Source organism: Cellulosimicrobium sp. 72-3 (assembly GCF_013127315.1).
Taxonomy (GTDB): Bacteria; Actinomycetota; Actinomycetes; order Actinomycetales; family Cellulomonadaceae; genus Cellulosimicrobium; species Cellulosimicrobium funkei.
On sequence record NZ_CP053419.1, the window covers coordinates 2,619,189 to 2,632,426 of the forward strand.

The 13,238-nt window shown below is 75.7% G+C and carries 11 protein-coding genes; 1 reads left to right on the top strand and 10 read right to left on the bottom strand.

The genetic code is table 11. The features are described 5' to 3' along the window. The first annotated feature begins 20 nt into the window (after window positions 1-20). Window positions 21-698 (top strand): alpha/beta fold hydrolase, encoded by a 678-nt coding sequence (locus HKK73_RS11890; protein ID WP_043651739.1) that lies wholly within the window; start codon window positions 21-23, stop codon window positions 696-698. Window positions 699-726: 28 nt separating this feature from the next. Here HKK73_RS11890 and HKK73_RS11895 read toward each other — a convergent pair whose 3' ends face one another. The 10 genes from HKK73_RS11895 to HKK73_RS11940 all read right to left on the bottom strand — a co-directional run bounded on the left by HKK73_RS11895 (window position 727) and on the right by HKK73_RS11940 (window position 13,225). Continuing rightward, a complete protein-coding gene (locus tag HKK73_RS11895) occupies window positions 727-1,101 on the bottom strand; it encodes a VOC family protein (RefSeq protein WP_171468075.1) in 375 nt (124 codons plus the stop codon). A 69-nt stretch (window positions 1,102-1,170) separates the two neighbouring features. Further along, window positions 1,171-1,974 carry an isoprenyl transferase gene (locus HKK73_RS11900; RefSeq protein ID WP_114554428.1) on the bottom strand — a complete coding sequence of 268 codons (804 nt, stop codon included), beginning with the start codon at window positions 1,972-1,974 and terminating at the stop codon, window positions 1,171-1,173. Next, window positions 1,974-2,792 carry a DNA repair protein RecO gene (recO, locus tag HKK73_RS11905; protein ID WP_144722558.1) on the bottom strand — a complete coding sequence of 273 codons (819 nt, stop codon included), beginning with the start codon at window positions 2,790-2,792 and terminating at the stop codon, window positions 1,974-1,976. The genes HKK73_RS11900 and recO overlap by 1 nt, the downstream gene beginning before the upstream one ends. Before the next feature lie 54 nt (window positions 2,793-2,846). Next, a complete protein-coding gene (locus tag HKK73_RS11910) occupies window positions 2,847-3,419 on the bottom strand; it encodes a TetR/AcrR family transcriptional regulator (RefSeq protein ID WP_043651752.1) in 573 nt (190 codons plus the stop codon). 120 nt (window positions 3,420-3,539) lie between these two features. Continuing rightward, a complete protein-coding gene (locus HKK73_RS11915; RefSeq protein ID WP_043651754.1) occupies window positions 3,540-4,250 on the bottom strand; it encodes an ABC transporter ATP-binding protein in 711 nt (236 codons plus the stop codon). Further along, complete coding sequence (locus HKK73_RS11920) at window positions 4,247-5,368, bottom strand: ABC transporter permease (RefSeq protein ID WP_171468076.1); 1,122 nt, start codon at window positions 5,366-5,368, stop codon at window positions 4,247-4,249. Before HKK73_RS11920 ends, HKK73_RS11915 begins: the two co-directional genes overlap by 4 nt. 120 nt (window positions 5,369-5,488) lie before the next feature. Then, window positions 5,489-7,270, bottom strand: a complete 1,782-nt coding sequence (gene leuA, locus HKK73_RS11925; RefSeq protein WP_043651760.1) for a 2-isopropylmalate synthase — start codon at window positions 7,268-7,270, stop codon at window positions 5,489-5,491. Between the two features lie 231 nt (window positions 7,271-7,501). Next, the gene (locus tag HKK73_RS18935; protein WP_216607984.1) at window positions 7,502-9,721 is read right to left on the bottom strand and encodes a hypothetical protein; all 2,220 of its coding nucleotides are present in this window, start codon (window positions 9,719-9,721) and stop codon (window positions 7,502-7,504) included. Window positions 9,722-9,891: 170 nt separating this feature from the next. Further along, window positions 9,892-11,544, bottom strand: coding sequence for a PQQ-binding-like beta-propeller repeat protein (locus HKK73_RS11935; protein ID WP_171468077.1), 1,653 nt, complete (start codon window positions 11,542-11,544; stop codon window positions 9,892-9,894). Between the two features lie 82 nt (window positions 11,545-11,626). Then, the gene (locus tag HKK73_RS11940; protein ID WP_171468078.1) at window positions 11,627-13,225 is read right to left on the bottom strand and encodes a prolyl oligopeptidase family serine peptidase; all 1,599 of its coding nucleotides are present in this window, start codon (window positions 13,223-13,225) and stop codon (window positions 11,627-11,629) included. Between the last annotated feature and the right edge of the window lie 13 nt (window positions 13,226-13,238).

Genomic DNA, 13,238 nt, shown 5'->3' on the forward strand with positions numbered 1-13,238 from the left:
CCCGGACCGTCCGAACCCCCATGACGACGTTCCTCCTGCTGCCCGGCGCCGGCGGCGACCCCGCGTACTGGGACCTGCTCGTCCCGGAGCTCGACCGGCTCGGCCACCGGCCGGTCGCCGTCGACCTCCCCCAGCACGACGAGGGCCACGGCTGGGCGGACCTCACCGACGTCGCGGTCACGGCGCTGCACCGGGCGACGGCCCCCGCCGAACGGGACGACCTCGTGGTGGTCGCCCAGTCCATGGGCGCGTACGTCGGGCCGCTCGTGTGCGAGCGCGAGGCGGTCCGCCTGCTCGTGCTGCTCAACCCGATGATCCCGCGACCGGGCGAGAGCGGGGGCGACTGGTGGCGCGCGACGGACCACGCCGCGCGTCGTGCCGCCACGGGCCTGGGCCCGTTCGACCCCGTGGACGACTTCTTCCACGACGTGCCGGAGCCGGTCGCGACCGTCGTGCAGCGCAGCGACCGGCAGCCGTCCGAGCGGTCCTTCGCCGACCCGTGGCCGGCCCGCGCGTGGCCCGCCGTGCCCACCGTCGTGCTGCAGGGCGACGACGACCGGCTCTTCCCGCCGCCCTTCCAGCGCGCCGTCGCGCGCGAGCGGCTCGGCGCGGAGGTCGAGACGATGCCGGGCGGCCACCTCGTGGCGCTCAGCCGCCCGGCCGAGCTCGCCGCCCGGCTCGACGCGCTGGCCCGCTGACGGGCCGCCCTGACGGGACGACCACGCCTCAGCCGACGCTCGTCGGCTCCTCGGGCGCGCCCACGCAGAACTGGTTGCCCTGCGGGTCGGCCAGCACCGCCCAGCGGTACCCGGGGATGGTGTGCTCGCCGACGAGCGTCGCGCCGTCCGCCACGAGCGCCGCGACGTCCGCCTCGCGGTCGGAGGTGCCGAGGTCCAGGTGCAGCCGGTTCTTGCCGGGCGTCGGGTCCTCGACGCGCTGGAACCCGAGGACCGGAGCCGTCACCCCCTCGGCAGGCACGACCTCGAGGAACCACCCGTCCGCCTCGTCGACGAGCCGCCCGCCAAGGTGGCGCGCCCACCACTGGGCGAGCGGCCGCGGGTCGGTGGAGTCGACGGTCACCATGCCGATGCTCAGAGTCATGCCGCGCACGCTACCGGCCGCCTCCCACGACGTCCCGGCGACAGGGCGCGCGCCGCCCCGCGCACGACGTCAGGCCGTGCCGCCCGCCGTCCCGCCCACCGCGTCGACCGCGCCGCCGTAGCGGCGGTCGCGGCGCGCGTACTCCTCGACGGCGCGCCACAGCGAGCGGCGGTCCACGTCGGGCCAGGGCTCCGGGAGGAACACGAGCTCCGCGTACGCGGCCTGCCACAGCATGAAGTTCGACGTGCGCTGCTCGCCCGAGCTGCGCAGGAACAGGTCGACGTCCGGCAGGTCGGGCTCGTCGAGGTGCTGCTGGACGGTCCGCTCCGTGACCTTGCGCGGGTCGAGCCGCCCGGCGGCGACCTCGCGCGCGATGGCGGCCGCGGCGTCGGCGATCTCGGCGCGACCCCCGTAGTTGACGCACATCGTCAGCGTGCAGACGTCGTTCTGCTTCGTCTGCTCCTCCGCGACCTCGAGCTCCTTGATCACGGACGCCCAGAGCCGCGGACGACGCCCCGCCCACCGCACACGCACGCCCCACGAGTCCATCTCGTCGCGGCGACGCCGGATCACGTCGCGGTTGAAGCCCATGAGGAAGCGGACCTCGTCGGGCGAGCGCTTCCAGTTCTCGGTCGAGAACGCGTACGCCGACACGTGCTTGACGCCGATCTCGATGGCGCCCGCGACGACGTCGAGCAGGGCAGCCTCGCCGGCCTCGTGGCCCGCGGTGCGCGGCAGCCCGCGCGCGTTGGCCCAGCGGCCGTTGCCGTCCATGACGACGGCCACGTGGTTCGGCACGAACTGCGCCGGGATCGCCGGGGGCCGCGCACCGCTGGGGTGCGGGAACGGCGGCTGGTACGTGCGCCGCGCCATCAGGCGTCCGCCCCGGCGCCGGCGCGCGGGTCCGCGGAGGCGGCGGCCTCGTCGGCGTGCGGGACGGCGGGGACGTGCGGGGCGGGGGCGTCCCGCTCCACCATGCGCAGTGATCGCAACGTTCTCTCCAGGTGGTATTGGCTGTACGCGGCCACGAGGCCGCTCGCTTCCTTGCGGTGCCGGACGTCCGACGCGTCGGCCGCGTCCCACTCCCCCGCGAGCAGCGCGGCGAGCAGGGCGAAGGTCTGGGGGGCGGGCGCCGTCGAGCCCGGCGGGCGGCAGCGCGAGCACACAGCCCCGCCCTGCGCGACGGCGAACGCGTGGTGCGGGCCCGGCTCGCCGCACCGCGCGCAGTCGACGAACGACGGCGCCCAGCCCGCGACGGCGAGCGCGCGCAGGAGGTAGGAGTCGAGCACGAGCCCCGGCGCGTGCGCGTGCTCCGAGAGCGCCCGCAGCGCGCCCGCGAGCAGCCAGTACTGCTGCACGGCGGGCTCGCGCTCGTCGGCGACGAGGCGCTCCGCGGTCTCGAGCATCGCGGCGCCCGCCGTGTACAGGCCGTAGTCCTCGCAGATCCGGCGCGCGTACGGGCCGATCGTCTCCGCCTGCGTCACCGTGTCCAGCGACCGGCCCGCGTAGAGCTGGACGTCCACCAGCATGAACGGCTCGAGCCGCGCGCCGAACCGGGACGACGTGCGGCGCACGCCCTTGCCGACGGCGCGCACCTTCCCGTGCTCGCGCGTCAGGAGGGTGACGATGCGGTCCGCCTCGCCCAGCTTCTGGGCGCGCAGCACGATCGCGTCGTCTCGGTACAGCACCACGCCCCTATTGTCCGTCACGCCGCCGACACGGCGCGCACCACCCGCCGACGGCGGTCACGCGGGCGCGAGGCAGCCGAGGACCGCGCGGACCCGGGCCAGCGTCGTGCGCGCGTCCTCGCCGGCCTCGACCTGGCGGGCCGCGGCGAGGACCACGGCGTTGACGAGCTCCGCGGAGCGCGCGGCGTCCGGGACGCCGAGCTGCTCCAGGGCCTCGACGAGCGGCACGAGGATCGTCGCGTGCATCGCGGCGCTCTGCTGGGCGAGCGCCTCGCGGCCCGCCTCGGCGCGCAGCGCGGCGACGACGGCGTGCTCGCCCTCGGCCACGAGGAGCAGGTTCTCGCGCGCGTAGGCGACGATCGCGTCCTCCGGCGACGCCGCGGTGGCCACCGCGGCGGTGATGCGCGCGGACCACCGCGGCACGACGTCGGCGACGACCGCGTCGAGCAGCTCCTCCCGCGACCGGAAGTACTGGTAGACGCTCGACCGGGCGAGCCCGGCCCGCGCCGCGACCGCCGCGAGCGTGAGCCCGCTGCCGTCCTCGCGGATGAGGTCGCGGGCGGCGTCGAGCAGGGTCCGGAGCTGCGCCGCGCGGTGCTCGGCCACCGTCGGGGCGGCGATCTTGGGCACGAGGGTCCTCCTTCCCGGAGCGCTCTGCGGAGCGCTCCCCCGGGAGCGCGACGGCCCCCGGCCGGACCATCATGCCCGACCGGGGGCGGTGGAGCGGCCCTCCGGGGCCGCCCGCCGACGTCAGCCGGCCACCGCGGGCAGCCCGAGCCGCCCGTCGACCATCTCGACGACCCGGTGGCAGTGCTCGAGCACGTCGTGGTCGTGCGTGACCATGAGCGCCGCCGCGCCGTAGGCCTCGACCTCCCGGGCCAGCAGGCTCACGACCTCGTGGCTGCGTGCCCGGTCGAGCGCCGCCGTCGGCTCGTCGACGAGGAGCAGCGCGGGGCTCGCGACGAGCGCGCGGGCGATCCCCACGCGCTGCCGCTCGCCGCCGGAGAGCTGGTCCGGACGGCGGTCGGCGCGGTGGCTCATGGACACCGAGCCCAGCAGCTCGCGGGGGTCGCGGGCGCGGGGGTCGCGCTCGTCGATCCCGGCGATCCGCAGCGCGAGCCGGAGCTGGTCGACGCTCGTGAGCGCCGGGAGGAGGTTGCCCGACTGGAAGACGAAGCCGATGCGCTCTCGCCGCAGCCGGGCCCGCTCGCGGTCGCTCGTCGCGCCGAGGTCGACCCCTTCGAGGCGGACGGACCCGGACTCCGGCGCCGTGAGCGCGCCGGCGACGGCGAGCAGGCTCGACTTGCCGGAGCCCGAGGGCCCGACGACACCGACGAGCTCGCCCGCGGCGACGCTCAGGCTGACCTCGTCGAGCGCGACGACCGTGGTGTCGCCGTCGCCGTGGCGGACGGTGACCCGGTCGATCTCGAGCACGGGCGTGACGGGGGTGGTGGTGCTCATCGCTGCCCTCCCAGGGCGGTCAGGGGGTCGACGGAGGTGATGCGCGCGACGGCGACGGCCGCTCCGACCATGCCGAGGACGAAGAGCAGGACGCCGGCCAGCACGAGGTCGGGCGCCTGGAGCGCGAACGGCATCGGCGACGCGCCGAGGCCCGCGCCCGCCGCGACGCCGAGGGCGAAGCCCACGCCGATCGAGGCGAGCAGGAGCACGGCGGCCTGGCCGAGGGAGTCGGCGAGCAGGAAGCGGCGTCGTGCCCCCATGGCGCGCATCACGGCGATCTCGTGCCGGCGCTGGATGACCCACACGGTGAAGAACGCCCCGACGACGAGCGCCGAGATGGCGTAGAGGAACACCTGGATGAGCAGGAGGGTCGCGGTCTCGGCCGTGTACCCGGGCGAGGCGTCGAAGGACTCGGTGAGCGTGCGCGTCACCGTGCCCGACGCCGCGTCGGCGGCCTCGCGGTCGAACGACCCGGGGTCGGTGCGCAGCGCGACGGCGGTCGCGACGTCCGGCACGTCGGCTCCCGGCTGCTCGGCCCCGGCGAGGAGCTCCTGCCACGTGCCGAGCGGGAGGTAGGCGATGTCGACGTGGCCGAACGTGTGCTGGTCCTCGAGGACGCCCACGACGGTGAGCGTGCGCTCCGGGCGGGCGAGGGCCACGGTGTCGCCGACGGCGAGGCCGTCCTCGGCGGCGGTCGCCGAGACGACGATGCCGTCCGCCGCCCCGACGGCGTCGCCCTCCGCGATCGCGGCCGGGGCCACGAACGAGCCGGGCTCGACGCCCACGAGGGTGAGGTCGACGGGCGAGCCGTCCTCCTGGTGCGCGTTCGCCAGCAGCAGGCCGTACGGGGCGGCCTCGAGCACGCCGGGCTGCTCGGCCATGGTGCCGACCTGGTCCGTCTCGATGACGGAGCGCGTGAACGCGGCGTCCGTCCCGGTGCCCTCGGCGAAGGCGAAGTCGGTGACGGGCGTGCGCTCGAGGCCGGAGACGCCGTCGTTGACGAGGCCGGCGGACAGCCCGGAGAGGAGGACGACGAGGACCGCGACCAGCGCGACGACACCGCCCATGAGCAGGAAGCGGGTGCGCGCGAAGACGAGCTCGCGCAACGCGAGGAACATGAGGAGCCTTCCAATGTTGTCGACAGTGCGTCGGTATCTTACCAACATGGTGTCGACAAAACGCCGACGGCCCGGACGACGAGGTCGTCCGGGCCGTCGGTGAGATCGGCGGGAGGGCGGTCAGCCCTGGGCACGCTCCGCGCGGTTCACGGCGGACACGATGGCCTTGAGCGAGGCGGTCGTGATCGACGGGTCGATCCCCACGCCCCACAGGACGTCGTCGCCCACCTGGCACTCCACGTACGCGGCGGCCGTGGCGTCCCCGCCCTCCGAGAGCGCGTGCTCCGCGTAGTCCAGGACGCGGACGTCGACCCCCACCTGCGCGATCGCGTCGACGAACGCCGCGACCGGGCCGTTGCCCGTGCCCTCGAGCGTCAGCTCCTCGCCGCGGTCGAGGACGTCGACGCTCAGGGTGTCGGGCCCGTCCTCGCTCGACGACGCGCGCGTGGAGCGCAGCTTGAGCCGGCCCCAGGGCTCCAGGCCGGAGCCGGGCTCGACGGGCAGGTACTCGTCCGAGAAGAGGCGCCAGATGTCCTCGCCCGTGACCTCCGTGCCGTGCGCGTCGGTGTGCTGCTGCACGGACTGCGAGAACTCGATCTGCAGACGGCGCGGCAGGTCGAGGTGGCGCTCCGACTTCAGCAGGTAGGAGATGCCGCCCTTGCCGGACTGCGAGTTGACGCGGATCACGGCCTCGTACGAGCGGCCGACGTCCTTGGGGTCGATCGGCAGGTACGGGACCGCCCACGTGATGTCGTCCACCGTGGCGCCCTCCGCCTCCGCACGGACGGCCATCGCGTCGAAGCCCTTCTTGATGGCGTCCTGGTGCGAGCCGGAGAACGCCGTGAAGACCAGGTCGCCGGCGTAGGGGTGCCGCTCGGGGACGCCGAGCTGGTTGCAGTACTCCACCGTGCGGCGCACGTGGTCGATGTCGGAGAAGTCGATCTGCGGGTCCACGCCCTGGCTGAACAGGTTCATGCCCAGGGTGACGAGGCAGACGTTGCCGGTGCGCTCGCCGTTGCCGAACAGGCAGCCCTCGATGCGGTCCGCGCCCGCCTGGTAGCCGAGCTCGGCGGCCGCGACCGCCGTGCCGCGGTCGTTGTGCGGGTGCAGCGACAGCACGACGTTCTCGCGGTGGTGCAGGTGCCGGTTCATCCACTCGATCGAGTCGGCGTAGACGTTCGGCGTGGCCATCTCGACCGTGGCGGGCAGGTTGATGATGACCTTGCGGTCGGGGCGGGGCTCGAAGACCTCCAGCACCTCGTTGCAGATGCGGGCTGCGAACTCGAGCTCCGTGCCGGTGTACGACTCGGGCGAGTACTCGTAGTAGACCGTCGTCTCCGGGACGGTCTCCTCGAACTTCTTGCACAGCCGCGCGCCGTCGACGGCGATCGCGATGATGCCGTCCTCGTCCGAGCGGAACACGACCTCGCGCTGCAGGACGGACGTCGAGTTGTAGAGGTGCACGATCGCCTGCTTCGCGCCCTTGATCGCCTCGTACGTGCGGGCGATGAGGTGCTCGCGGGACTGCGTGAGGACCTGGATGACGACGTCGTCCGGGATGCGGTCCTCCTCGATGAGCATCCGCACGAAGTCGAAGTCGGTCTGCGAGGCCGAGGGGAAGCCGACCTCGATCTCCTTGTAGCCCATCGCGACGAGCAGCTCGAACATGCGCAGCTTGCGCTCCGCGTTCATGGGCTCGATGAGGGCCTGGTTCCCGTCGCGCAGGTCGACGGCGCACCAGCGGGGCGCGGTCTCGATGCGCTTGTCCGGCCACGTGCGGTCGGGCAGGGAGACGTCGATCTGCCGGTGGAACGGCAGGTACTTGTGGATCGGCATGCCCGACGGCTGCTGCGGGTTCGGGTCCGCGGCGGTGGGCGTCGAGGTGGGGGCGGAGGCGTTCATCGTCGGTCCTTCGGGGTCGTCCTGATCGGTGTCAGCCGGCACACCAACCACCGCGACGAGGAACCGGCTACAGGGCCTCGCCGCGGCAACGAAGGAGGAGCTGCCGCATCAGGTGCACGACGCCACTGTACTCCTCCGCCGTCCGCGCGCCCGGGACGTCCGCTCCTCGGGCACGGCGTGGGTGCGCCCGGCCGGCCCTCGCGCGGAGGGCCGGCCGGGCGCCGGGGTGCGTCAGCCGCGCCGCGAGCGCAGCGCCGCGTCGACCGCGGGGTCGCCGAGGTTGCCGAGCCACTCGAGCAGCGCGGGGTACGTCGACGGGTTCGCCGCGACCTGGGGCCGCAGGTGCGGGGCGTCCTGGACGATCTGCGCCAGGACCTCGAGCGGCGTGCCCGGGTCGAGCGCCTGGGCCGCGGTGAAGCCCGCCGGCTGGGCCGGCGGGGCGTACGACGGCTGCTGCGCCGCGGGCTGCTGGGCGTACCCCTGCTGGCCGTAGCCCTGCTGGTCGTACCCCTGCGGCGCGTAGCCCTGCTGCCCCGGCCCGGAGGACGCGTAGCCCTGCTGCTGGCCGTAGCCCTGCTGGGGGTACCCCTGGCCGGGCTGCTGGGCGGTCGGCTGCGGGCCGGTGCCCGGCTGCTCCTCCTGGTAGGCGGGCAGGACCGCCGTCGACGGGCCCTCGTCGGGCGTGAGGCCGGGACGCGCGGCGTACCCGCTGCGCTCCGGCTCCGCCGGCTGGACCGGGAGCACCTCGGTCGCGTCGGACCCGGCGGCGAACCGCCGGTCCGGCGCCTGCTGCGTCGGGACGGGCCCCGTGTGCCCGGCCGGCGGGTAGGTGCCCGTCGGTCCGGTGGCCGGGTAGGCACCCGAGCCCGGGTAGGCACCCGTGTGCCCGGCCGTCGGGTGCGCGCCGGCCGGCGGGCCCGCCGGGGCGGGCGCGGGCCGGGCCGGCTTGGGCTGCTTCGGCGCGGGCGGCTGCCACACGTACGCGCGTGCCGCCTCCGCCCCGGTGGCCGCGGGCACGGGGCGGTGCTCGGCGAAATAGGCGCGCACCTCGCGCGGCACGGTGAGCGCCCCGACGACGAGCAGCGGGAGGCCGAAGGCGAGCAGCACGTGCTCCACGCCGCCGCCGAGCACGACGCGGTTCGAGGTCACGACGAGCAGCACGATGCCGAGCAGCGCCACGACGCCGGCGCCGCCGAGCGCGAGCGGACGCCCGGTCGCGGCGTCGCGAGCGAGCGAGCGGCGCGCGACGAACGCGACGGCGGCCGCGAGGACGCCGACGACCACCGCGAGGACGACCGGGACGCCGCGTGCGCCGTCGGCCAGGGTGAGCACGGCGCTCACGGCGACGTAGCCCGCGACGACGAGCACGAGGTCGAGGGCGTTGACGGCCACGCGCACCCAGGTGGTCACCGGGTCCGCGGCGGCCATCGCGCGGTGCACCGCGGGCGCCGCGGCGACGGCCGCGAGCGCCGGGACGAGCACGAGCCCGAACCGGCCGCCGTGCGTGCTCTCGATCGTCACGAGCCCGTTGTTGCCCGAGCCGAGGACGAACCCGACGGCGAGCATGACGCCCAGCCCGACGAGCGTGAGGCGCGCGGCCTCGGACCGGCGCCACGTGCCGTACGTCGGCAGCCCGGCGAGCGCGAGGACGAACACCGCGGCCACGATCACCAGCAGCACGAACAGGGCGCCGCCGAGGCGCGTGCCGGTGGCGGTGAGGATCACCGTGAGCAGGACGGTGAGGGCGAGGAGCGCCGCGAGCGCGAGGAGCGCCTGGAGCCACCGGTCGGTGACCGCGCGGTCCTGGTCCTGCGGCCCGAGCTCGCTCTCGCGCGGCTGCGCCGCGAGGAGCGCGCCCGCGAGGCCGAGCGCGGCGGCGGAGCCGACCCCGCCCCACCCGTCGGCGAGGTCGCCGCCGCCCACGACGTCGACCACGAGGTAGACGAGCACGAGCAGCACGTACGGCGCGTTGGCCAGCAGACGGACCTTGCGCGTGGTGTGCACGGTCCAGGTCGTCGGGAGCACGCCCGTGCGCGCGAGGTACGGCAGCGCGAGCGTCAGCAGCGAGAGGATCGTCAGCAGGACGACCTCGATCTTGTCCGACGCGCGGCTCGACACGTCCCACGGCAGCGCGAGGGAGACGAGGAGCAGCAGCGCGGCGACGCCGTCGCGCACGTAGTCGCTCACCGGGATCCCGGCGAAGGGCGACGCGGTGGCGGTCGTCGTCGCGGTCCCGCCGGTCTCGCGGGCGGAGCCCGTGTCCTTCTCCGTGCCCGTGTCCGCGGCTCCCGCCGCGTCCGGGTCCGACCCTGCCGAGCCCGTCGCACCGTCCGGTGCGCGCTCGGCCGTGGAGTCCCCGTCACCCGCCGTGACGCCCTGGGGCGCCGGGGTCGGCCCGGTGCCCGCAGCACCGGGCTGCGGGTCCTCGGCCGGCTCTGTCTGGTTGGTCATCGTGCACTCCCTACGCTGTCGCGCGGTGCCGGTCGCACGCACGCCGGGCCGAGGGGCCCCGACCGTTTCTACCGGTTCATCACGTGCGGCTCAAGCGCCCACGCGGCCCGGGGCCACCATCCGGACGGTGCCGGCGGCGACACCGGAGGGCGTCGCGCGCGCCCGGCACCTCACGAGACCGCCGTCAGCCCGCCGGTCCCGAGGAGGAAGAGCCGGCCCTCGACCGCGAGCACGTCGTAGGTGCCCTCCGGCAGCGTCCAGCGCCACTCGACCGCCCCGTCGTCGAGCGCGATCGACACGAGCCCCGGCTGGCGGCGCTGCCGCTCGGTGACGAACAGCGACCGGCCGTCGGTGAGCACCGGCCCGGGGCCGCCGTCCTCGAGCGTGACGGCCCACGCCTCCTCGCCCGTGCGGGCGTCGACGCTGCGATAGGCGGAGTCCGTCTGGACGACGACGCGGCCGTCGACGCGCGCGACGGCGCGCATGCCCGTGCCCGGCAACGACCACAGCTCCGAGCCGGTCGCGGCGTCCACGCCCACGATGCTGCCGAAGGTGTTCGTGACGATGACGCCCGGCGCGGACCCGTCCGACAGGGGCGCCTCGAGCACGCGGCCGGAGATCCGGAACGCGGGCTCGCCCGCGGCGGTGAACACCGTGGCGGTGCCGCGGCCGTACTCGTTGCCGACGTAGCGCCCGTCCTGGAGCCGGACGATGGTCCACACGTCGTCCTCGACGAGCGACAGGCCGTCCTCCGTGAGCGCCGCCGCGACGCCCGGCGCGAGGACGTCGACGACGCCGCGGCGCACGTCGAGCACGACGTCGCCACCGCTCCCGAGGCCGTCGTGCGCGAGCGTGCGCTCCCACCGCACCTCGCCGGTCGCGGCGTCCTCGCGCACCACCGCGACCTCGTCGCCGCGCCACCACGCCCGCACGACGTCCGTCGCGCCGACCGGCACGACGGACAGCCGCCCCGCCGTCGCGGCCGTGCGCTCCCCCACGACCTCCCCGGTCGTCGCGCGCACGGTGGTGAGCCGGGCCGCCTGCTCGCGCCACCCCGTCGGCACCGCGCACACCACCACCTCGCGCGCGGGCTCGCCCGAGGCCGGCAGGCACGTGGCACGGTCGCCGAGACGCTCGGACCGCCAGAGGACCGAGCCGTCCGCGACGGAGTACGCCGTGAGCGACCCGTCGACGGTCACGACGGCGCCGACCGCGGGGACGACCTCGGTGCCGGGCTCGACGGGGACCGACCAGCGCGGCTCGGGCGGGTCCTCGAGCGGCCGCAGCCCGCCGGCGAGCGCGGTGACGTCGACGGGCCGCGCGTCCTCCATCGACGCGGTGAAGGCGACGGAGCCGGCGAACGCGACGGCGACCGCGAGCGCCACCCACGGGACGGGGTGCAGGAACCAGCGGCGCCCGGCCGCACGCACCTGCGGGGACTCGCCACCCCCGGCGGACCGGGACGGCCGGGGCGCGCCGGACCGCGCGAGGCCGGGTATGTCGTGGTCCGTGGGCGGGCGCTCGTCCTGCGGGCGCGACAGGGGCAGCACGTCGCGGGCCGCCCGGTCGTGGTGCCCGCCCCGGACGGCGGGCGGGCCGTCCTCGTCCCGGGGTCGCGGCCCGTCGGGCGGACGCCGGGTGGGCACCTCGCTGGAGCCCGCGAGCGCGGCGTCGAGGGCGGCGTCGAACCGGTCGTCGGACCGCAGCTCGGGCGGCAGGAGCTCGAGGCCGCCGACCGCCGTCCCGGCACCGTCCGTCGTCGGCTCGTGGGTGACGTGCCCGGCACGAGCCGCCCGGTCCTGCGCGAGCCGACGGCGCCTCACCCGTCCACGATACGCACGCCCGTCGGGCCGCGCCGGGCGAGCGGCGGGACCGCCGCGCCCGGACGACGGCGCACCGGCAGGGTCAGATGCCGAGCTGGTAGACGCCCCAGTACGCGAGGATGACGAGCAGGACGGTGGACCCCGCGATCACGCACCACAGCATGACGCGGGGGGTCACGCCCCGCGCGACCTGCAGCACGCTCCCGCCCTCGTCCGCGGCGACCGCCTCGTCGGTGCCCAGGCGCTCGTCGTGCGCACGGCGCGCGGAGCGGACCTCGGCGGCCCGGTTGACCAGCAGGGCGCCCGCGACGAGCGTCGCGAGCCCGACGAGCCGCACCCCGATCCAGCCGCCCTGCACGACCCACGCGTCCTTCTCGTAGTCGAGCGCGAGCCGCGCGGTGGCCACGAGGTAGACGACGAGCGCGACCGTCGTCGCGAACGCGCCGACCCCGAGCCCCACCAGCGGCACGCGGAAGCCGGGCGCGAGACCGGCGGGCGCTCCGGGCCGGCCCGCGACCCGCCGCAGCCGGCGCACGAGGCCCCCGACGAGGCCGACGAGCGGGCCGAGCACGAGCAGCCCGACGGCGGCGAGGACGAGGGCGACGAACAGGTCGCCGTTGCCCAGCCAGCGCGGCGACGGGACCGGCCCGGCGAGGTACTGCTGCGTGGGCTCGGCGCCCGCGACCTGCGGCAGCGCGGTCGCGCTCGCGGGCAGGGACGTCACCCACGAGCTCACGTCGCGCGGGAAGTCGGGCACGAGCACGTCGTCGATCTTGATCCCGTGGTTCGCGTCCGCGTAGTACCGCACGGTGACGTCGGCCCCGCCCGGCACCTGCGACGACGGCCCCGTGGCGTCGAGGATCTGCCGCGCGCCCTGCTCGACGGGCATCGACGGGTCCGCGGTGCCGTACACGACGAGCACCGGCTGGGTGAGCCGCTCGAGGAACGGCTCCACGTCGAAGTCGGCGTACTCGAAGCCGCCGCCGGGGATCGCCATCCCGACGGCGCGCGGGATGGCCCGGAACACCCCGTGGGGCACGTCGGTGTTGCGCAGGTAGCTGTCGACCGCGAACGCGGCCTGCTGGCGCGGCGGCACGACCGGCGCGGACACGAGGACGGTGAAGGCGATCGTCGGGTCGTCGGCCGCCATCACGGGCACGATCCACGTGCCCTCGGACTCCCCGTACAGCCCCACGCGCTCCGGGTCGACGCCGGGACGCGCGCGCAGAAGGTCCACGGAGTGCGCGTAGTCGCGCGCCATCGCCTCGTAGTCGCGGTGCCGCGTCGTGTAGGTGTCGAGGCGCTTGTCCGGGACGAGGGTCACGACGCCCGCGCTCGCGAGGTCGGTCGCGACGTCCACGAACGCCTCGGACGCCAGGCCGGTCCCCGCACCGTGCACGAACACCGTGCCCGGGAGCTCGTCGCCCGCGTCGACGGGCTCGCGCAGCACGCCCCCGACGGTCGCGCCGTCGAGCCGGACCGTCACGTCGGTCTCGCGCACGTCGTAGGTGCCGACCGGGGCGGCCCCGCCGGGCGGCTGCCCGCCGACGGTCGTGTCGGGCGTCTCGGGGACGAGGTGCTCGGTCACGGGCACCGGGTCCCACTGCGGCCCGGTGACCGCACCGACGATCGCGAGGACGATCGCGAGGGCTGCCGTCGTCGCGGCGGTCCGGAAGATCACCGAGGAATCGTAC

Coding starts and splice junctions, on each gene's coding strand:
- HKK73_RS11890 (WP_043651739.1), top strand. CDS start 21: ATGACGACGTTCCTCCTGCTGCCCGGCGCCGGCGGCGACCCCGCGTAC.
- HKK73_RS11895 (WP_171468075.1), bottom strand. CDS start 1,101: ATGACTCTGAGCATCGGCATGGTGACCGTCGACTCCACCGACCCGCGG.
- HKK73_RS11900 (WP_114554428.1), bottom strand. CDS start 1,974: ATGGCGCGGCGCACGTACCAGCCGCCGTTCCCGCACCCCAGCGGTGCG.
- HKK73_RS11915 (WP_043651754.1), bottom strand. CDS start 4,250: ATGAGCACCACCACCCCCGTCACGCCCGTGCTCGAGATCGACCGGGTC.
- HKK73_RS11920 (WP_171468076.1), bottom strand. CDS start 5,368: ATGTTCCTCGCGTTGCGCGAGCTCGTCTTCGCGCGCACCCGCTTCCTG.
- leuA (WP_043651760.1), bottom strand. CDS start 7,270: ATGAACGCCTCCGCCCCCACCTCGACGCCCACCGCCGCGGACCCGAAC.
- HKK73_RS18935 (WP_216607984.1), bottom strand. CDS start 9,721: ATGACCAACCAGACAGAGCCGGCCGAGGACCCGCAGCCCGGTGCTGCG.